This window comes from Caulobacter sp. GW821-FHT09A05 (genome assembly GCF_059418465.1).
The window spans coordinates 53,767-71,154 of the sequence record NZ_JBWKPX010000012.1; the positions used below are offsets into that span (position 1 = coordinate 53,767).

17 protein-coding genes are annotated in these 17,388 nt (G+C 70.2%); 8 read left to right on the plus strand and 9 right to left on the minus strand.

The genetic code is table 11. The features are described from left to right. Nucleotides 1-64 precede the first annotated feature (64 nt). From gcvPA to AC07NX_RS13320, 4 genes are all read left to right on the plus strand, one after another. Nucleotides 65-1,411 (plus strand): aminomethyl-transferring glycine dehydrogenase subunit GcvPA, encoded by a 1,347-nt coding sequence (gene gcvPA, locus AC07NX_RS13305; RefSeq protein ID WP_494642353.1) that lies wholly within the window; start codon nucleotides 65-67, stop codon nucleotides 1,409-1,411. Beyond that, entirely contained in the window at nucleotides 1,408-2,988 is a 1,581-nt protein-coding gene (gcvPB, locus tag AC07NX_RS13310; protein WP_494642354.1) for an aminomethyl-transferring glycine dehydrogenase subunit GcvPB, read from the plus strand. Before gcvPA ends, gcvPB begins: the two co-directional genes overlap by 4 nt. Before the next feature lie 133 nt (nucleotides 2,989-3,121). Further along, on the plus strand, nucleotides 3,122-3,553 hold the full coding sequence (locus AC07NX_RS13315; RefSeq protein WP_494642355.1) for a hypothetical protein: 432 nt from the start codon (nucleotides 3,122-3,124) through the stop codon (nucleotides 3,551-3,553). Continuing rightward, on the plus strand, nucleotides 3,550-3,993 hold the full coding sequence (locus AC07NX_RS13320; RefSeq protein WP_494642357.1) for a hypothetical protein: 444 nt from the start codon (nucleotides 3,550-3,552) through the stop codon (nucleotides 3,991-3,993). Before AC07NX_RS13315 ends, AC07NX_RS13320 begins: the two co-directional genes overlap by 4 nt. 215 nt (nucleotides 3,994-4,208) lie before the next feature. Here the strand turns inward: AC07NX_RS13320 and AC07NX_RS13325 are convergent, their stop codons facing one another. Genes AC07NX_RS13325 through AC07NX_RS13345 form a run of 5 tightly spaced genes read right to left on the minus strand, consistent with a single transcriptional unit; the run spans nucleotide 4,209 to nucleotide 6,741 of the window. Then, on the minus strand, nucleotides 4,209-4,718 hold the full coding sequence (locus AC07NX_RS13325; RefSeq protein WP_494642358.1) for a F0F1 ATP synthase subunit B: 510 nt from the start codon (nucleotides 4,716-4,718) through the stop codon (nucleotides 4,209-4,211). A gap of 10 nt (nucleotides 4,719-4,728) precedes the next feature. Beyond that, nucleotides 4,729-5,262, minus strand: a complete 534-nt coding sequence (locus AC07NX_RS13330) for a F0F1 ATP synthase subunit B family protein (RefSeq protein ID WP_494642359.1) — start codon at nucleotides 5,260-5,262, stop codon at nucleotides 4,729-4,731. Nucleotides 5,263-5,289: 27 nt separating this feature from the next. Further along, on the minus strand, nucleotides 5,290-5,514 hold the full coding sequence (locus AC07NX_RS13335) for a F0F1 ATP synthase subunit C (RefSeq protein ID WP_494642360.1): 225 nt from the start codon (nucleotides 5,512-5,514) through the stop codon (nucleotides 5,290-5,292). Nucleotides 5,515-5,564: 50 nt separating this feature from the next. Next, the gene (locus AC07NX_RS13340; protein ID WP_494642493.1) at nucleotides 5,565-6,335 is read right to left on the minus strand and encodes a F0F1 ATP synthase subunit A; all 771 of its coding nucleotides are present in this window, start codon (nucleotides 6,333-6,335) and stop codon (nucleotides 5,565-5,567) included. A 25-nt stretch (nucleotides 6,336-6,360) separates the two neighbouring features. After that, the gene (locus AC07NX_RS13345; RefSeq protein ID WP_494642362.1) at nucleotides 6,361-6,741 is read right to left on the minus strand and encodes an AtpZ/AtpI family protein; all 381 of its coding nucleotides are present in this window, start codon (nucleotides 6,739-6,741) and stop codon (nucleotides 6,361-6,363) included. A 389-nt stretch (nucleotides 6,742-7,130) separates the two neighbouring features. On the opposite strand from AC07NX_RS13345, the gene AC07NX_RS13350 reads away from it, so the two are divergent. The 3 genes from AC07NX_RS13350 (at nucleotide 7,131) to AC07NX_RS13360 (ending at nucleotide 10,415) form a co-directional block, all read left to right on the plus strand. Beyond that, on the plus strand, nucleotides 7,131-9,113 hold the full coding sequence (locus AC07NX_RS13350) for a hypothetical protein (RefSeq protein WP_494642363.1): 1,983 nt from the start codon (nucleotides 7,131-7,133) through the stop codon (nucleotides 9,111-9,113). A 104-nt stretch (nucleotides 9,114-9,217) separates the two neighbouring features. Then, complete coding sequence (locus tag AC07NX_RS13355; protein ID WP_145683372.1) at nucleotides 9,218-9,547, plus strand: DUF6481 family protein; 330 nt, start codon at nucleotides 9,218-9,220, stop codon at nucleotides 9,545-9,547. A gap of 73 nt (nucleotides 9,548-9,620) precedes the next feature. After that, nucleotides 9,621-10,415, plus strand: a complete 795-nt coding sequence (locus AC07NX_RS13360; protein ID WP_494642365.1) for a TSUP family transporter — start codon at nucleotides 9,621-9,623, stop codon at nucleotides 10,413-10,415. A 289-nt stretch (nucleotides 10,416-10,704) separates the two neighbouring features. Here AC07NX_RS13360 and AC07NX_RS13365 read toward each other — a convergent pair whose 3' ends face one another. The 4 genes from AC07NX_RS13365 to AC07NX_RS13380 form a co-directional block, all read right to left on the minus strand. Next, complete coding sequence (locus AC07NX_RS13365) at nucleotides 10,705-14,151, minus strand: AAA family ATPase (RefSeq protein WP_494642366.1); 3,447 nt, start codon at nucleotides 14,149-14,151, stop codon at nucleotides 10,705-10,707. A gap of 16 nt (nucleotides 14,152-14,167) precedes the next feature. Further along, entirely contained in the window at nucleotides 14,168-14,824 is a 657-nt protein-coding gene (locus AC07NX_RS13370; RefSeq protein ID WP_494642368.1) for a DsbA family protein, read from the minus strand. Further along, complete coding sequence (locus AC07NX_RS13375) at nucleotides 14,821-15,456, minus strand: thioredoxin domain-containing protein (RefSeq protein ID WP_494642370.1); 636 nt, start codon at nucleotides 15,454-15,456, stop codon at nucleotides 14,821-14,823. The genes AC07NX_RS13370 and AC07NX_RS13375 overlap by 4 nt, the downstream gene beginning before the upstream one ends. 123 nt (nucleotides 15,457-15,579) lie before the next feature. Next, on the minus strand, nucleotides 15,580-16,119 hold the full coding sequence (locus AC07NX_RS13380) for a DUF721 domain-containing protein (RefSeq protein ID WP_494642371.1): 540 nt from the start codon (nucleotides 16,117-16,119) through the stop codon (nucleotides 15,580-15,582). Nucleotides 16,120-16,304: 185 nt separating this feature from the next. On the opposite strand from AC07NX_RS13380, the gene mutY reads away from it, so the two are divergent. Continuing rightward, the gene (gene mutY / locus AC07NX_RS13385; protein ID WP_494642372.1) at nucleotides 16,305-17,357 is read left to right on the plus strand and encodes an A/G-specific adenine glycosylase; all 1,053 of its coding nucleotides are present in this window, start codon (nucleotides 16,305-16,307) and stop codon (nucleotides 17,355-17,357) included. Nucleotides 17,358-17,388 lie beyond the last annotated feature (31 nt).

The following is a 17,388-nucleotide window of genomic DNA, read 5'->3' on the forward strand; positions in this document are numbered from 1 at the left end:
CGCGCTTCCGGCGGTCCCGGCTCTTCGCTCCGCTACGGCCGGGATGACAGCCCCAGGTGATCTCATGCGCTACCTCCCCCTTACCCCCGAAGATCGCGCCGACATGCTCGGCGTCATCGGCGCGGAGTCGATCGACGAGCTGTTCGTCGACGTGCCCGCCGTCGCCCGTCGCGCCGGTCCGGTCGACCTGCCGTTCCACGCCGGCGAGCTGGAGGTCGAGCGCGAGATGCTGGGCCTGTCGCGCCGCAACCGTTCGGCCTCGGAAGGTCCGTTCTTCGTGGGGGCTGGGGCCTATCGCCACCATGTGCCCGCCAGCGTCGACCACATCATCCAGCGGTCGGAGTTCCTGACCAGCTACACGCCCTACCAGCCCGAGATCGCCCAGGGCACGCTGCAGGTGCTGTTCGAGTTCCAGACGCAGGTCGCGGCCCTGACCGGCATGGAGGTGGCCAACGCCTCGCTCTATGACGGCTCCACCGCCGCCGCCGAGGCGGTGATGATGGCCGCGCGGATCACCCGCCGGAACAAGGCGGTGCTGTCGGGCGGCGTGCATCCGCACTATGTCGGCACGGTGGAGACCCTGGCCCATGCGGCCGGCGTGGCCACCGATCGCCTGGCGCCGGCCATCGACGCCGAGGACGCGGTGATCGCCGCCATCGACGCCGACACCGCCTGCGTCGTCGTCCAGACTCCCAACGTGTTCGGCACGGCCACCGACGTCAGCAAGATCGCCGCCGCCGCCCAGGCGGCCGGGGCCCTGCTGATCGTGGTCACCACCGAGGCCGTCTCGTATGGCCTGCTCAAGTCGCCCGGCGAGATGGGCGCCGACATCGTGGTGGCCGAGGGCCAGTCGATCGGCAACGGCCTGAACTTCGGCGGCCCCTATGTCGGCCTGTTCGCCTGCAAGGAAAAATACGTCCGCCAGGCCCCGGGCCGGCTGTGCGGCGAGACCGTCGACGCCGACGGCCGCCGCGGCTTCGTCCTGACCCTGTCGACCCGCGAGCAGCACATCCGCCGCGACAAGGCGACCTCGAACATCTGCACCAACAGCGGCCTGTGCGCCCTGGCGTTCAGCATCCACATGAGCCTGCTGGGCGAGAAGGGCCTGCGGCGGCTGGCCCTGGTCAACCACCAGAAGGCCGTGAAGCTGCGCGACGCCCTGGCCGCCGTGCCGGGCGTCGAGGTGCTGACCCCGCGCTTCTTCAACGAGTTCGCGATCAAGGTCCCGGCCAACGCCGCCGAACTGGTCGAGACCCTGGCCGCCAACGGCGTCATCGCCGGCGTGCCGTTCTCGCGCCTCGACCCGACCGCCGGCCTCGACGACGTCCTGCTGGTGGCCGCCACCGAGACGACGCCGGACAGCGACATCACCTTCTTCTCCAAGGCCCTGACCAAGGTGCTGGACCAATGAGCATGAACACCGTCGGACGGCCGACCCGTCCCGAAGCCGACCTCAACGACTATGTCCACCCGACCCTGACCGGGGCCCGCGGCCTGCTGCAGGACGAGGCGCTGATCTTCGAGCTGAACGCCTGGGACAAGACCGGCGTCGACCTGCCCGACGCTCCGACGCCCCAGGAGCTTGGCTCCGACCTGGGCGACCTGGTTCGCGTCGCGCCGATCGGCCTGCCGGGCCTGTCCGAGCCCGAGGCCGTGCGCCACTATGTGCGCCTGTCGCAGAAGAACCACGCCATCGACCTGGCCCTCTATCCGCTGGGCTCGTGCACGATGAAGCACAACCCGCGCCTGAACGAGAAGATGGCCCGCCTGCCGGGCTTCTCCGACATCCATCCGCTGCAGCCGCAGTCGACGGTGCAGGGCGCGATCGAGCTGATGGACCGCCTGGCCCACTGGCTGAAGACCTTGACCGGCATGCCCGCCGTGGCCCTGTCGCCGAAGGCCGGCGCCCACGGCGAGCTGTGCGGCCTGCTGGCCATCCGCGCCGCCCACGAGGCGGCCGGGAACGGCCATCGCAAGACCGTCCTGGCCCCGACCAGCGCCCACGGCACCAATCCGGCCACGGCGGCCTTCTGCGGCTATACGGTCGTCGAGATCGCCCAGACCGACGACGGCCGGGTCGACCTGGCGGACCTGGAATCCAAGCTGGGCGACCACGTGGCCGCCATCATGGTCACCAATCCCAACACCTGCGGCCTGTTCGAGCGCGACGTGGTCGAGATCGCCCGCCTGACCCACGCGGCGGGCGCGTACTTCTACTGCGACGGCGCCAACTTCAACGCCATCGTCGGCCGGGTGCGCCCGGGCGACCTGGGCGTCGACGCCATGCACATCAACCTGCACAAGACCTTCTCCACCCCGCACGGCGGCGGCGGTCCGGGCGCGGGTCCGGTGGTGCTGAGCGCGGCCCTGGCTCCGTTCGCCCCGACCCCGTGGGTGGTGAGCCACGAGCATACGTTCAAGCTGGTCGAGGAGGCCACGGACGACGCCGCCCAGGCTTTCGGCCGGATGAGCGCCTTCCACGGCCAGATGGGCATGTTCGTGCGGGCCTACGCCTACATGCTCAGCCACGGGGCCGACGGCCTGCGGCAGGTGGCCGAGGACGCCGTCCTCAACGCCAACTACATCAAGGCCCGCCTCGGCGACCTGATGAGCCCGGCCTTCCCGAACGGCCCGTGCATGCACGAGGCCCTGTTCGATGACGCCTGGCTGGAGGGCACGGGGGTGACCACGCTCGACTTCGCCAAGGCGATGATCGACGAGGGCTTCCACCCGATGACCATGTATTTCCCGCTGGTGGTGCACGGGGCGATGCTGATCGAGCCGACCGAGACCGAGAGCAAGCAGGAACTGGATCGCTTCGTCACCGCGCTGCGGGCCCTGGCCGGTGCAGCGAAGGGGGGCGACGTCGACCGCTTCAAGGGGGCTCCCTACCACGCGCCGCTCAAGCGCCTGGACGAGACCCAGGCGGCGCGAAAGCCGCGTTTGAGGTGGAAACCTGTGGCCGCCGCGCCACTGGCTGCGGAATAGACGTCACAGTCGGCGAAAGCGACAACGGGGCGCCTTTACGGAAGGGCGCCCCGTTCTCATATCGGTTCCAGTGAGCCGAGAAGGCCGGCCATCGCCGGGATCGAACGGACCACGGAACCCGTTTCTTCCTGCCATGAACCTTGCCCTCGCCATGCCGCCCGTGCGTTTCTCCGCCGCCGACGAACTCGCCCGCGAGCTTCTCGGGCGAATTTCGCGCATCGTGCTGGTGACCCTGGGCCTGGTGTTCATCGTCGCGGGGTTCGTCATCGCGCCGTTGCCGGGGCCCCTGGGTCTGCCGCTGACGGTGATCGGCCTGATGCTGGTGCTGCGCAACTCGTTCCGGGCGCGCAAGCAGTTCGTCCGCTTCCAGCATGCGCATCCCAAGCTGCTGTTCCCGCTGCGCCGCCTGCTGCGCCGCGAGCCGGAAGTGTTTCCGGTGGCCTGGCAGCAGGTCCTGCGGATGGAACGCCTGATCATGCCGCGCCGCTGGCGCGTGGCCAAGCGCTGGCGCCAGTCGTTCAAGCGCCGCTCGCTGAAGCGTCAGTCCTCCAAGCAGGGCGCGTGAACTCAGCGGCTGAGAGGCTCGCCCGGCTGCCTTCGAGGCTCCATCGCCGCCGTCGCCGCCTGGCCCTCGTCCTGCGGGAGACCGCGGGTCGCATCGCCCGCTGGGCGGCGCTGGCCTTTGGCGTCCTGGTGCTGTTGGCCGGGGTCGTCCTGACGCCGCTGCCGGGCCATCTGGGCCTGCCGCTGCTGGTGGTGGGCCTGATGATCGTGCTGCGCAACTCGTTCCAGGCCAAGCGCCGCTTCCTGCGCTGGCAGCGGCGGCATCCCAAGCTGATCTTCCCGATCCGCCGCCTGATGCGTCGCGAGCCCGAGATCATGCTGGTGGCCTGGCAGCAACTGCTGCGGTCCGAGAAGCTGTTCCTGCGCAAGGCCTCCTGGCGGGTGCTGAAGCGCGGCCGCAAGCACCTCAGGCGGCGCTGGCTGAAGAAGCAGCCGGTTTAGAACCTCTAGATACCCCTGCCCCATGGGGGAGGTGTCGGCGAAGCCGACGGAGGGGGAGCATTCGGCAGGCGGCCTGATCCCCGATCTTCGATCCTAAACCTCCCCCCACCGATCGCTGCGCGATCGCCTCCCCCACAGGGGCAGGGTTAGCCAAACAAAAAGAGCGCGCCCCTCGCGGAGCGCGCCCTTGATGTCTTGAACCGTGTCCGAAACCGCTATTGCAGCTTCGCGCCGACCTGGCTGATCGCCGCGTCGACGAGGCCGTCGGAGGCGCCGGTCGCAAGGCGGGCGACCAGGATCTGTTCGGCGGCCTGGGCGGCGAGGTCGACAGCGGCCGACTTGACGTCGGCGGCGGCCTGGGCCTCGGCCTGGGCGATCTTGCGCTCGGCCATTTCGGCGCGGCGCGTGATCTGCTCCTCGAGCCGGGCCTTGGCCTCCGACGCGATCAGCGCGGCGTCGGCCTTGGCGGCTTCGAGCATGCCGGCGGCCTGACGCTCGGCTTCTTCCCGCTGGGCCTTCACGTCGGCGAGCAGGGCCTGGGCCTCTTCCCGCAGTTGCTGGGCTTCGTCGAGTTCAGCCTTGATCTTGGCCGCGTGGGCGTCGAGCGCGCCGAACAGGGCGCCCGGCAGGACCTTCAGCCAGACCAGCAGGCCGATGAACGCGACCAGCGCGACCAGCACCCACAGTTCCGGATTGGCGAGATTGAAGAGCGATTCGTGTTCCATCTCGTCTCTCCTACGCCAGCGAGGCCTTGAGCTCGGCGGCCGTGGCCGCCTTGCCCGTCAGCTTCTCGACGATGGCGCCGGCCGTCTCCGAGGCCACCGCGCGGACGTGGCCCATGGCCTCGTCGCGGGCGACCTGGATGCGCGCCTCGGCGGCCGCCAGCTTTTCAGCCAGCACGGCCTCTTCCTTCGCCTGACGCTCGGCGGCTTCGGCCGAAGCCTTGGCCTTGGCGTCCGCCGCGGTCTTCTGGGCCTTGGCGCGAGCCTCGGCCACCTCGGCGGCGGCCGCGCGGGCCTGCACCTCGGCTTCGTCCTTCAGACGACGGGCGTCGGCGATGTCGCCGGCGATCTTGGCGCCGCGGGTCTCGATCGCGCCGCTGACCCGGGGCAGGAGCGCCTTGGACAGCACCGCGAAGAGGACGGCGAAGATGAGCAGCAGCCAAACGATCTGACCGCCCCAATGCTCGAACTGCAGCTGCGGAAGGCCGCTGCTTTCGTGCTTGGGAGCCTCAGTCGACTCGACCGTGCCGTGATGTTCCGTCGCCATGGGCGAAGGCGCCTCTCAGCTAGGGATTTAGAGGAACAGGATCAGGAAGGCGATGACCAGGGCGAAGATGCCCAGGGCTTCGGTCAGAGCCATGCCCAGGAACAGCATCGGACGCTCTTGAGCGGCCGCGGTCGGGTTGCGCAGGGCCCCTTGGAAGTAGTTGCCGAACATGATGCCGAGGCCGATGCCCGCGCCGACCATGCCGAGCATAGCCAGACCGGCGCCGATGTACTTAGCTGCAGCAGCGTCCATGATTGAAACTCCTTGGGAAGTGGTGTGTTGGTTGAAAGACTAAAGGTTGATCAGTGGCTGTCGAGGTGCACGACGTCGTTCAGATAGACGCAGGTGAGCACCGCGAACACGAAGGCCTGAAGGAAGGCCACCATGAACTCTAGGGCCGTCAGGGCGACGACGGAGGTCAGCGACAGCAGGCCGACCAGCCAGAAGGCCGGCTTCATGGCCAGCAGAAGGGCCACGAAGGTCGCGAAAATCTTCAGCACCACGTGGCCGCCCAGCATGTTGCCGAACAGACGAAGAGCCAGGGTGAGCGGGCGCACCAGGAACGAGACGATCTCGATCAGCACCACCAGCCACAGGATCCACAGCGGCACGCCCGACGGCGCGAACAGCTTGAAGAATTTGAAGCCGTTCTTGGCGACGCCGACGCCGACCACCGTCAGGATGACCATCAGGCCCAGGGTCAGGGTCACGGCCAACTGCGAGGTGGCGGTGAAGCCCAGGAAGTTGCCCGTCCAGCCGAACAGCATGCCCTGCAGGTTCATGAACAGGATGAAGATGAACAGGGTGAAGACGAAGGGCAGATACTTCTTGCCCTCATGGCCGATGATCGACTGGGCTAGGCCGTCGACCAATCCATAGAGCAGCTCGCCGGTGGTCTGCAGGCGGCCGGGAATGACGGCGCCGCGGCCCGCGAAGGCGTAGAACACGATGATCAGGGTCGCGGCCAGCAGCATGGCGGCGATCGAGTTGGTGATCGACAGGTCGATCGCGCCCAGGCCCGGGACAGTCACAGACGGCAGCTCCACGATCTTCTGGATCATGAACTGGTGCATCGGGTCGATCGGCGTGGCCAAGGCCCTAGTCTCTCTTCTGCTTGGGGGCGGTAGACCCGCCTCCCGTGTCTCCGTCGGTTACGTCCTTGGCGGACTTGGCCGACGCCTGCGCGCTCAGTTTTGTCGCCTTGCGGACGACGATGTAGATCGAAGACCCCATGCCGATCAGCAGACCGCCGACCATGCCCCAGGGCCCCGTGCCGGCGTAGCGGTCGAGCAGCCAGCCGAAGCCGAGCCCCACCAGAACGCCCCCGATCAGATCCGCCAGAAGACGATAGCCGTCCTGGGACGATTTCTCGTGCTCGGCGCGTCCCGGCGCTTCCGCCGCCTTTCGCGCCTCGAAAGCGGCGATCCGAGCGTCCAGGCTTTGCGAGGCCTTGTCGTTCGGTTCGTCGGCCTTGGGCATGGGAAGCGGTCAGGTCCGATGACGCCCGCGGCCGCCCCAAAAGAGGCGGTTTTCCGGCCGGCTTGATCGCGGCGGAACCTATAGGGCGCGCTGCGGTGCGTCAAGGTTGGGCGGTACACCATCAAGTGGCCGTTTTATAACGGCTTTTGGAGATTTTCGAACCGTGCGCCGGAATCAGCGCGCCCTTACGTGATCGACGACGGCGGGTTCCGCCGGATACGCGCGGCTCTTCTCCCTCCGGAAAGGCGCGGAGGGGGCGGGTGTTCGCCGTGCAAAGCCGGGCCGTTCGAGATTTCCCTCGCGTCATTTGTCGCGTCACCCCTATGGTACCGCAACCATGATCGGACGCCTCGACGCGCCGGCGGGTTCATCGAGGGAAGAAACCAGTCATGATCCGCGTCACCCGCACCCTGCTCGGCGCCGCGGCGCTGTGCGCCGTCTTGGCGCCCATCGGCCTGTCGTCCGCCGCCCAGGCCGCCCCGGCCGTCAAGCCGCAGCCCCTGCCGGCCTACAGGAACTTCCGCGCCGCCATCTACATCGCCGTCAACAACGCCAAGGAACTGGCCGACAAGGCCACCTTCGACCGCGAGTTCGAGCGCGCCAGCCGCCAGCTGCACTTCGACAAGGTCTATTTGGAGGTCTATCGCGACAAGAACTTCGCCACCGACGAGCAGATCGAGCGGGTCAAGGGCTGGTTCGAGGAACGCGGCGTCACGGTGGCCGGCGGGATCACCCTGGCGGCCGGCGGCGAGGGCGGCCAGTTCGGCACCTTCGACTACGAAAAGCCCGCCGACCGGGCCGAGTGCGAGAAGGCCGTGCGCCTGGCGGCCAGGCACTTCGACGAGGTGATCCTCGACGACTTCTTCTTCTACACCTCCAAGAGTCCGGCCGACATCGCCGCCAAGGGCGACCGGTCCTGGAGCCAGTACCGGCTGGAGACCATGCGCAAGGTCAGCCAGGACCTGGTGCTCGGCCCGGCCAAGGCGGTCAATCCCAAGGTCCGGATGATCATCAAGTACCCCAACTGGTACGAGCACTTCCAGGGCACGGGCTACGACCTGGAAAAGCAGTCGCAGATGTTCGACGGCATCTATACCGGCACCGAGACCCGCGATCCGGTGGTCACCGACCAGTTGCTGCAGCAGTACGAGAGCTATTCGATCGTCCGCTACTACGACAACATCCGGCCCGTCGGCTCGGACGGCAAGAAGGGCAATGGCGGCGGCTGGGTCGACACCTTCTCGACCCTCTATGTCGACCGCTACGCCGAGCAACTGTGGGACACCCTGCTGGCCAAGGCGCCGGAGATCACCCTGTTCAACTGGCGGCCGATGAACGAGGCCAGGGCCGTCGAGCCGGGCCAGCGCCCGTGGAAGGACAAGGCCACCAGCTTCGACTGGAAGGCCATGGTCGCCAGCTACAGGCCCTCGGGCCAGCCCAATGATCCGGGTCCCGGCTGGGGGCGGGCGGCGGGCTGGTCGCTGGAAAAGATCGACAAGGACCTGGGCCTGCTGGGCAACCCGATCGGCGTCGCTTCGTATAAACCCTACCAGTCGTCAGGCGAGGACTTCCTGCACAACTACCTGGGCAATATCGGCATTCCGATCGAGCTGTCGCCCAGCTTCCCCAAGGGCGCGGACGTCGCCCTGCTGACGCAGGCGGCGGCCAAGGACCCGAAGATCGTCGAGGAGATCAAGGGCAACCTGCTGGCCGGCAAGACGGTGTTCATCACCTCGGGCCTGCTCGGCGCCCTGCAGGGCAAGGGGATCGAGGACATCCTCGAGGTGCGCGACACCGGTCGCAAGGTGGCGCTGCGCGACTTCCTCAACGGCTATGGCGCGGGCAATGGCGAGAGCCTCAACGATCCCAGGCGCGACAACCCGCCGGTGCTGTTCCCGGAGCTGGCCTTCTACACCAACGACAGCTGGGGAATCATCCGCGGCGTGGCCAACGCCAAGGGCTTCCCGATCCTGCTGATGAACCGCTACGGCGGCGGGGTGCTCTATGTGATCACCATGCCGGAGAACCCGGGCGACCTCTACAACCTGCCCCAGGGGGTGACGACCGAGATCAAGCGCTACCTGCAGCGCGACTTCCCGGTGCGGCTGGACGGCCCGGACCGGGTCAGCCTGTTCGCCTACGACAACGGGACCTTCGTGGTGCAGTCGTTCCGCGACGACGACACGGACGTCAACCTGTCGCTGCTGGGCGCGGGCGTGAAGCTGCGCGACCTGACGAGCGGCAAGCTGGTCGAGGCCAGGGCTCCCGACGGCAAGGCCGACGCCTGGCGCCGCCAGGGCGTGCCGGTCCGGACCGAGTTCGCCGCGGCCGTCGCGCCGCACAGCTACACCGTCTACCGAATCGAGAAGTAACGGTCGCGATTTCCCCGGCGCGACCATTCGCGCCGGGGATGATCCATTGCATTTCCGGGCGTTTTGGGGTCTTAGGAGCGCACTTTCCACCAACCAGAAGATTCATGTCGCACCTGAAGAACACCGGCTTCGCCGATCGCATCACCGCCGCCGCCGAAGCCAAGAAGGCCATGCTGGCCAAGATGAAGGTGAAGCCGACCGTCCAGGACCCCAATTTCGAGCAGCGCCACGCCGAGCGCGAAGCCGAGCTGGAACGGGTCCGCGCCGAGCGCGCCGCGATCAAGGAAGCCGCCCGCCAGGAAGCCCTGGCCAAGGAAGAGGCCGCCCTCGCCGAGAAGCGCGCCCAGCGCAAGGAGCGCAAGGCCCTGACCGCCGCCGAGCAGAAGGCCGCCCGCGACGCCAAGTACGCCGCCCGCAAGGCGCGCCAGAAGTAATCCCACCACCGTTCGCTGCATCGCGTGGTCCCGGCCCCGTCTTGTGGGCGGACCCCGCGAAGGCTTGAGCTGAATGCACGTCGATTTCGCCCTGCTGACCACCATGTTCGCCGTGGCCATGGTCGCCGGGGCGTTCGATGCGATCGCCGGCGGCGGCGGCTTGCTGACCGTCCCGGCCCTGCTGCTGACCGGCATGAACCCTGTCGCGGCCCTGGGCACCAACAAGCTGCAGGGCGCGGTCAGCGCCATCTCCTCCACCAGCGCCTTCGCCCGGCGCGGCCTGATCGACTGGAAGACCGCCCTGCCGGTCGCCGGGACGGCCGCGGTCGCCGGCCTCTGCGGCGCCCTGTGCGCCAGCCTGTTGTCGCCGCGCGTCCTGGCGGCCCTGGTGCCGATCCTGCTGATCGTCATCGCCCTCTATTTCGGCTTCTCGAAAGGGCTGAAGGGCGAGGACGTCCATCCCCGCCTGACCCTGCCGGTGTTCGCCTTCACCGCGGCGCCGCTGATCGGTTTCTATGACGGCATCTTCGGGCCCGGGGCGGGGGCCTTCTACATGGTGGCCATCGTCACCCTGCTGGGCTACGGCGCGCTGAAGGCCACGGCCCACACCAAGCTGGCCAACGCGGCCTCGAACCTGGGCAGCCTGTCGCTGTTCATCCTGAAGGGCGCGGTGATCTGGCCGATCGGCCTGGCCATGGCCGCCGGCGCGTTCCTCGGGGCGCAGGTCGGGTCCCGGCTGGCCATGCGGTTCGGGGCCCGGCTGATCCGGCCGCTGCTGGTGGTGATGTCGTGCGCCATGGCGGTGAAGCTGCTGTCGGATCCGGCCAATCCGCTAAGGCATGCGGTCGTGGGGCTTTTCGGCGGCTAGCTCGGCGGCCCCCTCCGGCCCTTCGGGCCACCTCCCCCAGAGGGGCAGGGGTATCGCATATGGAAATTCCGGCCCAAATCAGGGTTCGGACCGGCTTTGGCGCCACCTGGATCGACCCAAGGAAAGCTTCGGATCGCGCGCGAATACTGACTTTCGAGTCGGCTCCACTGCGCACCGAGATGGCCGTTTTTCCATATGCGATACCCCTGCCCAGAGGGGGAGGAGCTACGTTGTGCGGATGCTCCCCCTCTGGGGGAGCTGTCGGCGAAGCCGACTGAGGGGGTCTCCCCTACTGCGCCGCCACCAGTTGCTCGGCCGTCGACAGGTCCACGCTGACCAGCTGGCTCACGCCCCGCTCGGCCATGGTCACGCCGAACAGGCGGTCCATCCGGCTCATGGTCACCGGGTTGTGGGTGATGGCGATGAAGCGCGTGCGGGTGCGCCGGCGCATCTCGTCCAGCATGTTGCAGTAGCGGTCGACATTGGCGTCATCCAGCGGCGCGTCGACCTCGTCCAGCACGCAGATCGGGGCCGGGTTGGCCAGGAAGACGCCGAAGATCAGGGCGCTGGCGGTCAGGGCCTGTTCGCCGCCGCTCATCAGGCTCATGGACGCCATGCGCTTGCCGGGCGGGCAGGCGAAGATCTCCAGCCCGGCTTCCAGCGGATCGTCGCTCTCGATCAGTTTCAGCTCGGCCTGACCGCCGCCGAACAGGGCCTGGAAGAGGGTCTGGAAGTTGGCGTTGATCACGTCGAACGCCGCCAGCAGGCGTTCGCGCCCCTCGGCGTTCAGCTCCTCGATGCCGGCCCGCAGCTTGCCCACCGCGCCCGACAGGTCGGCCCGTTCGGTGCGCATGGTCTCCAGGCGGGCGGCATATTCGTTGGCCTCCTCCTCGGCGCGGAGGTTGACCGGACCGATGGCGTCGCGCTCGCGCTCCAGCGCGAACAGGTGGGCCTCGACCCCGGCGGCGTCCTTGGGCACGGCGACGGCCTCGCCCGCCACGTGGCGGCCCAGCTCCTCCGGCTCCATCCGAGCCTGCTCGCGAATGGCCGTGGCCACCTCGGCGAAGCGGTCGCGGGCGGCGTCCAGGGTGGCCACCAGGCCGGCGCGCTTCTCGCGGGCCTCCGAGGCGGCCTGCTCGGCGGCGCGGGCCGCGCGGTCGGCGTTGAGGCGGGCGGTCTCGGCGGCCTCCAGGGCGTCCGAGGCCTTGGCCCGGCGGTCTTCGGCGGCGGCGAACTGCTCGACGATGACCACCAGCTTCCCGGCCAGCACGGTCGGCGCCTCGCGGGCGGCCTCCAGGGCGGCGGCGGCCTTGACCCGGTCGGCCTCCAGGCTGGTCTCCCGCCGGGCCGAGGCCTCGCGGCGCTTGGCCCAGTCGGCCTGATCGCGCTCCAGGCTCTCCAGCCGGCGGGCGCGGCCGGCGGTTTCCCGGGTCTCCTGATCCAGGGCCGAGCGGGTGGCGGCGGCGGCTTCGCGGGCGGCGGTCGCGGCCTGGCGGGCGGCGGCCAGGCGCGGGGCCAGGTCCTCGGCGCTCTCGACCCCGGCGCTCTCGGCCCGGACGGCGGCCAGGGCCGTGTCGGCCTCGGCCCGTTCGGTCTCGAAGCGGGCGATGGTGTCGTCCAGCGACTGGGCGCGGGCCTCGCGCTGGGCCGCCTCGCGCTCGTAGCGGGCGACCTGCTCGCGAGTCCCGGTCAGCAGGCGCTCGGCGTCGGGCGGACCGCGACGTTTGTCGCGAAGGGTCTCTTCGGCGATCCGCAGGGCGTCGGCGGCCGTCTTCAGGGCGGCGGTCGCAGCTTCGGCGCGCGGGGCGACCTGGTCGATCTCGGCCTCGACCTCGGCCAGGCGGGTGCGCTGCTCCAGCCGGACGGCGGCGGGTTTGGGCGCGTCGGCGCGGGCGACAAAGCCGTCCCAGCGCCACAGGTCGCCTTCCCTGGAGACCAGCCGCGCGCCCACGGGCAGGCCCTTGGCCAGGCGGTCGCCGTCGGCCCGCTCGACCACGGCCACGTGCGACAGGCGGGCGGCCAGCTCCGGCGGGGCCTTGATCAGCGGGGCCAGCGGCCGGGCGCCGTCGGGCCAAGTCACGGGCTCGGCGTCGGCGCCGGCCCAGAACGAGGGCGCGCGCGGATCGAGCGCCGCCTCCAGGTCGTCGCCGAGGGCGGCGGCCAGGGCCGCGCCATAGCCCTTCTCGGGGGTCACCGCGTCCAGGGCGGGCGAGAAGCCGCTCTTGGCGCGCGGGGCGGTCAGCTGGGCCAGGCCGCGGGCCTCGGTGCGCAGGCGGCCCAGCTGGTCCTCGACCTTGCGGGCCAGGTCGCGGGCCTGGGCCTCGGCGGCGGCGGCCTTGATCCGCACGGTCTCGGCCTCCTCGAGCGCGGCGCGGGCGGCGGCCAGGCCCGCCTCGGCGTTGGCGAAGCGCTGGCGGGCCTCGGCGGCGGCCGGATCGACCACGGGGCCGACGGCGGCGCGCTCGGATCGGGCCTGGTCCAGGGCGCGGACCGTGCGGGCCAGGCGGCTTTCGGCCTCGGCCAGGCGCTGGGCGGCGGCGCGGGCCCGGGCGTCCTCGGCGGCGACGCGGGCCGCCAGTTGCTCGACCTCGCTGTCGGCCTTGGCCCGGCCTTCCTCGGCGGCCTTGGCGGCGGCGGCCAGTTCCGGACCCCGCGCGGGGGCGGCGGCGATCTGGGCGCGCAGCTCGGCCAGCTCGGCCTCGGCGCGAGCCAGGGCCTGGACGGCGTCCTGCAGGCCTTGCGCCTCGCGGGCCCGGTCGTCGTCGATGCGCGTCAGGTCGGCCGACAGCCGCTCGAACTCGGCCTGGGCCGCCTCGGCCTCGCGCTCGGCCCGGTCCTTCTGGATGGCCAGCTGGCCCAGCACCGCCTGGGCGATCGAGGCTTCCTCGCGCAGGGGCGGCATGGCGGTCTCGGCCGCCAGGATCGCGGTCTGGGCGGCGGCGGCGGCGCGGGCGGTGTCCTCGACGGCGCGGGCGGCCTCGGTGGTTTCGCCTTGGGTGCGGTTGAGGGCGTCGCGGGCCTCGGTCCAGCGGGTGTAGAGCACGGCCCCCTGCACGGCGCGGATCTCGGCCGACAGCCGCTTGTACTTCTCGGCCTGGCGGGCTTCACGGCGCAACCGCCCCAGCGCCGTCTCCAGCTCGCGAGCCACGTCCTCCAGCCGCGAGAGATTGGCCTCGGCGGCCCGCAGCCGAAGTTCGGCCTCGTGGCGGCGGGTGTGCAGGCCCGAGACCCCGGCCGCCTCTTCCAGGATGCGGCGGCGGTTCTGCGGCTTGGCCCCGATCAGCTCGCTGATCTGCCCCTGGCGGACCAGGGCCGGCGAGTTGGCCCCGGTCGAGGCGTCGGCGAACAGCAGCTGGACGTCGCGGGCCCGGACCTCGCGGCCGTTGATGCGGTAGGTCGAGCCCTCGCCGCGGTCGATGCGGCGCACGACCTCCAGCACCGGGTCGTCATTGAACTGGGCCGGCGCGGTGCGGTCGGCGTTGTCGATCGTCAGGGTGACGTCGGCGTGGTTGCGGGCCGGACGATTGCCGCTGCCGGCGAAGATCACGTCGTCCATGCCGCCCGCGCGCATGGCCTTGGCCGAGTTGGCGCCCATCACCCAGCGCAGGGCTTCCAGCAGGTTGGACTTGCCGCAGCCGTTGGGGCCGACGATCCCCGTCAGGCCGGGCTCGATCCGGAACTCGGTCGGCTCGACGAAGGACTTGAATCCCGAAAGGCGCAGGCGCTGGAATTGCACGGCGCGCGCCCGCCCCTCAGCCCTTGCCGGGCTTGGTTCGCGCCGCCTTGGCGATCGCGGCGGCGAAGGTCTCGATCGGCTGACCGCCCTCCAGGCGCTCGCCGTCGACGAAGAAGGTGGGGGTCACCTGGACCTTGTCGCGGTCGGCCGCCTTTTCGACCCGGGCGTTGACGGCGTCGAGCCCCGCCTTGTCCTGCAGGGCGGTGGTGAACTGCTCCTCGGTCAGGCCGAAGCTCTTGCCGATCTTCAGCAGGCCGCCCCACAGGTCCTGGCTCTGGAAGATGGCGTCCTGCTGCCTGAAGACCGCGTCGATCACCTGGAAGTATCGGGCCGACCCCACGCGGCGGGCCAGCAGGTAGCCGGCGGCGGCGAACTGGTAGGGCTCGGTCAGGAACTCGCGGAACACGTACCGGACCTTGCCGGTGTCGATGAACTCGGCCTTGAAGGCCGGGAAGACCTCGTTGTTCCAGTGGGCGCAGTGGGTGCAGGACAGCGAGGCGTACTCCACCACCTGCACCTTGGCCTTGGGCGAGCCCAGGGCCATGTCGCCCTCGGCCGGCGGCAGCGGCGCGGCGCGCGCGATCGTCGGCGCGGCGGTCAGGACCAGGCCCGAAGCCGCCGCTCCCAGGACGGGAAGGCCTGTTCCGATCAGGGCGCGCCGGTCGAGGATCATTTCGCGGCCGCCTCGGCCGCGACGATGGCGGCGTCCAGCTGGGCCATCGACTGCTCGCCGCCGTCGTCGCCGCCGGCCTTCTTGCCGTTGATGATGAAGGTCGGGGTGCCGGTGATCTTGGCGTCGGCCTGGTACTTCTCGACGCGCGCGTTCAGGGCCTTGAGGGCCTTCTCGTCGGTGACGCAGCTGGTGAACTGGGCCTCGTCCATGCCGGCCGACTGGGCGATGCGCAGCAGCACGCCGCGATAGTCGCCGGTGGTGAACATCTCTTCCTGCGAGTGGTAGACCGAATCCAGCACCGAGAAATATTTGTCCTTGCCCGCGCAGCGCGCCATCAGGAACGCGGCCGAGGCCACCTGCACGGGCTCGGTCAGGAACTCGCGGTAGACGTAGTGCACGCGACCGGTGTCGATGTACTTCTTCTTGAAGGCCGGGAAGACCTCGTTGTTCCAGCGGCCGCAGTGGATGCACGAGGCCGAGGCGTACTCGACCACCGTGACCTTGGCGTTGGCGTTGCCCAGCGACATGTCGTCGGCCGACACCGACTCCTTCTTGTCGCAGCCGGCGAGCGCGACGCCCAGAGTGGCGGTGAGGGCGACGGCGGTCAGGAGCCGGCGGGTCAGCGGACGCATGTGATCTTCCCTGGAAGGCGTGAACAGTGAAGTTAAGCGCGATTCTTTAGTCGCGTGAAAAGGGCGCGGATAAGGCGTCGCATCAGCCTATCGAACGTCCGGTTGTCAATCTAGAGACGCTGCTCAGCGCGGATCCCGCAGCACGCCGCGACCCAGCTTCAGCAGGGCCTCCTTCAGTCCGCCTTCCGGCTGGGCGGCGAGGCTGTCGGCCAGGTCGCGCTCCTGGGCGGCGTCCAGCGGCGGCTTGCGGCGCGGCGCGGTTGCGACGGACGCGGCCTGGGCCTTCACCGGGCCCTGGACGATGCGCAGCCTGGTCACCGCGCCCTTGCCCAGCAGCAGGTCCAGCCGCTGGGTGATCTGCGGCGCCTGGTGCTGGATCAGCGAGGCCACCGGCCCGTCGACCCGCAGCTCCAGCGTGCCGCCCTCGCCGGTGCGGCTCTTGATGACGCGGACGGGCTCGGTGCGGCGCGCCAGGGTCTCGCCGACGATCTCGCGCCAGCGGGCCTGCAGCACGGCCGGGCCCTGGCCGAACTTCTCGTCCAGCTTCTTGATCAGCGGGGCCAGCGACTTGCCGGCCGGCGGCGGCGGCCGACGCTGCGGGCGCGTGCGGCGGCGCTTGAGGATCTCGAGGGCTTCTTCCGCGGTGGGCAGGGGACGACGCATGGGGGGAGGGTAGCAGAGGCGGGCGCCCGTGATGATCCCAAAAGGTTGTCATACCGGAAGCCTCGCAGAGGCTGTCCGGGACCCAGGAGACCGGGCCGATGCGGTGCAGCCGCCCCTGGGGCCCGGACAAGCGCTCCGCGCTTTCCGGGATGACAACGGTGGAGTGGTTTTGCCATAGCTCCCCCATGCTCGACATCCCCGCCCTCCGCGCCGCCCTGCTGGCCTGGTACGACGCCCAGGCGCGGGACCTGCCCTGGCGCACCGGGCCGGCGGCCGGCAAGGCCGGGCGGCGCTCGGATCCCTACCGCGTCTGGCTGTCGGAGGTGATGCTGCAGCAGACCACCGTGCCGCACGCCACGCCTTATTTCCTGGGCTTCACCCGGCGCTGGCCGACGGTGTCGGACCTGGCGGCGGTCGAGGACGGCGACCTCATGGCGGCGTGGGCCGGCCTCGGCTACTACGCCCGGGCCCGCAACCTGCTGGCCTGCGCCCGGGCCGTGGCGGCGGATCACGGCGGCGTCTTTCCCGACACCGAGGAGTCCTTGCGCGCCCTGCCCGGCGTGGGCGCCTACACCGCCGCCGCCGTGGCCGCCATCGCCTTCGACCGGCCGGCCAACGTCGTCGACGGCAATGTCGAGCGGGTGATGGCCCGGCTGTTCGCGGTCGAGGATCCCGTCCCCGACGCCAAGCCCGAGCTGAAGCGCCTGGCCGGGGAACTGGTCACGGCCGAGCGTCCCGGCGACTGGGCCCAGGCGCTGATGGACCTGGGGGCGACGGTGTGCCGGCCCAAGGTCCCGCTGTGCGACCGCTGCCCGGTCCAGCCTTGGTGCGAGGGCTTCAGGACCGGCGCGCCGGAGACCTATCCGCGCAAGGTGAAGAAGGGCGACCGGCCCCGTCGGCACGGCGTGGCCTATGTGCTGACCCGCGGCGACGCCACGGCCCTGGTCCGCCGTCCGCCCCAGGGTCTGTTGGGCGGCATGCTGGGCCTGCCGACCAGCGACTGGCGCGCGACGCCCTGGACCGACGCGGAGGCCGACGTCGCGGCGCCCGCCGCCGGCGCCTGGCGCGACGTCGGGACGGTCGAGCACGTCTTCACGCACTTCGCCCTGACCCTGCGGGTGCTGCGGGCCGAGAGCAACGGCGAGGGGGAGTTCGTTTGGACCGACCCGGCAGGGCTGGCTGCGCTGCCGAGCGTGTTCCTGAAGGCCGCGAAGGCGGGGCGGGAACGGCTGGTCTGACGACTCAACCGCTCATCCCGGCATTCGCCGG

Excerpts from the sequence above, each read along its gene's own strand:
- AC07NX_RS13315 (WP_494642355.1), top strand. The coding sequence starts at position 3,122 with ATGAACCTTGCCCTCGCCATGCCGCCCGTGCGTTTCTCCGCCGCCGAC.
- AC07NX_RS13335 (WP_494642360.1), bottom strand. The coding sequence starts at position 5,514 with ATGGACGCTGCTGCAGCTAAGTACATCGGCGCCGGTCTGGCTATGCTC.
- AC07NX_RS13360 (WP_494642365.1), top strand. The coding sequence starts at position 9,621 with ATGCACGTCGATTTCGCCCTGCTGACCACCATGTTCGCCGTGGCCATG.
- AC07NX_RS13350 (WP_494642363.1), top strand. The coding sequence starts at position 7,131 with ATGATCCGCGTCACCCGCACCCTGCTCGGCGCCGCGGCGCTGTGCGCC.
- AC07NX_RS13355 (WP_145683372.1), top strand. The coding sequence starts at position 9,218 with ATGTCGCACCTGAAGAACACCGGCTTCGCCGATCGCATCACCGCCGCC.
- AC07NX_RS13330 (WP_494642359.1), bottom strand. The coding sequence starts at position 5,262 with ATGGCGACGGAACATCACGGCACGGTCGAGTCGACTGAGGCTCCCAAG.
- AC07NX_RS13370 (WP_494642368.1), bottom strand. The coding sequence starts at position 14,824 with ATGATCCTCGACCGGCGCGCCCTGATCGGAACAGGCCTTCCCGTCCTG.
- AC07NX_RS13325 (WP_494642358.1), bottom strand. The coding sequence starts at position 4,718 with ATGGAACACGAATCGCTCTTCAATCTCGCCAATCCGGAACTGTGGGTG.
- gcvPB (WP_494642354.1), top strand. The coding sequence starts at position 1,408 with ATGAGCATGAACACCGTCGGACGGCCGACCCGTCCCGAAGCCGACCTC.
- mutY (WP_494642372.1), top strand. The coding sequence starts at position 16,305 with ATGCTCGACATCCCCGCCCTCCGCGCCGCCCTGCTGGCCTGGTACGAC.
- AC07NX_RS13380 (WP_494642371.1), bottom strand. The coding sequence starts at position 16,119 with ATGCGTCGTCCCCTGCCCACCGCGGAAGAAGCCCTCGAGATCCTCAAG.
- AC07NX_RS13345 (WP_494642362.1), bottom strand. The coding sequence starts at position 6,741 with ATGCCCAAGGCCGACGAACCGAACGACAAGGCCTCGCAAAGCCTGGAC.
- AC07NX_RS13340 (WP_494642493.1), bottom strand. The coding sequence starts at position 6,335 with ATGCACCAGTTCATGATCCAGAAGATCGTGGAGCTGCCGTCTGTGACT.
- AC07NX_RS13375 (WP_494642370.1), bottom strand. The coding sequence starts at position 15,456 with ATGCGTCCGCTGACCCGCCGGCTCCTGACCGCCGTCGCCCTCACCGCC.
- gcvPA (WP_494642353.1), top strand. The coding sequence starts at position 65 with ATGCGCTACCTCCCCCTTACCCCCGAAGATCGCGCCGACATGCTCGGC.